Origin of the sequence: Paraburkholderia sp. SIMBA_027, assembly GCF_046535315.1 — a bacterium.
Classification (GTDB): domain Bacteria; phylum Pseudomonadota; class Gammaproteobacteria; order Burkholderiales; family Burkholderiaceae; genus Paraburkholderia; species Paraburkholderia tropica.
In genome coordinates this window covers 1-263 of sequence record NZ_JAWRWY010000854.1, presented here as the reverse complement: position 1 = coordinate 263, position 263 = coordinate 1, and the positions used below count along the sequence as shown (strand labels likewise).

The 263-nt window shown below is 68.1% G+C and carries 1 pseudogene; it reads right to left on the bottom strand.

The window, feature by feature from the left end:
* A pseudogene (locus tag SB764_RS41495) lies at positions 1-263 on the bottom strand (nicotinate-nucleotide diphosphorylase (carboxylating)); the annotation flags it as partial.

Genomic DNA, 263 nt, shown 5'->3' with positions numbered 1-263 from the left:
GTGGTTGGCTCCCCCGCCACAGCGAACGGCGTAACGCTCGAGCACCCTCAGCCCGGGCGTGGTTTTACGGGTGTCCGTAATCCGGGCCCTCGTGCCTTCCACGAGCCTGACGAACTCCGCCGTCTTGGTGGCAATGGCGCTCATCCTCTGCACCAGGTTCAGGGCGACGCGTTCGGCGAGCAGCACCGAGCGGGCGTTGCCGCTGACCCTGGCGAGGTGCGTTCCGGCGTCGAACTCCTCGCCGTCGGCGAGCAACAGCTCCA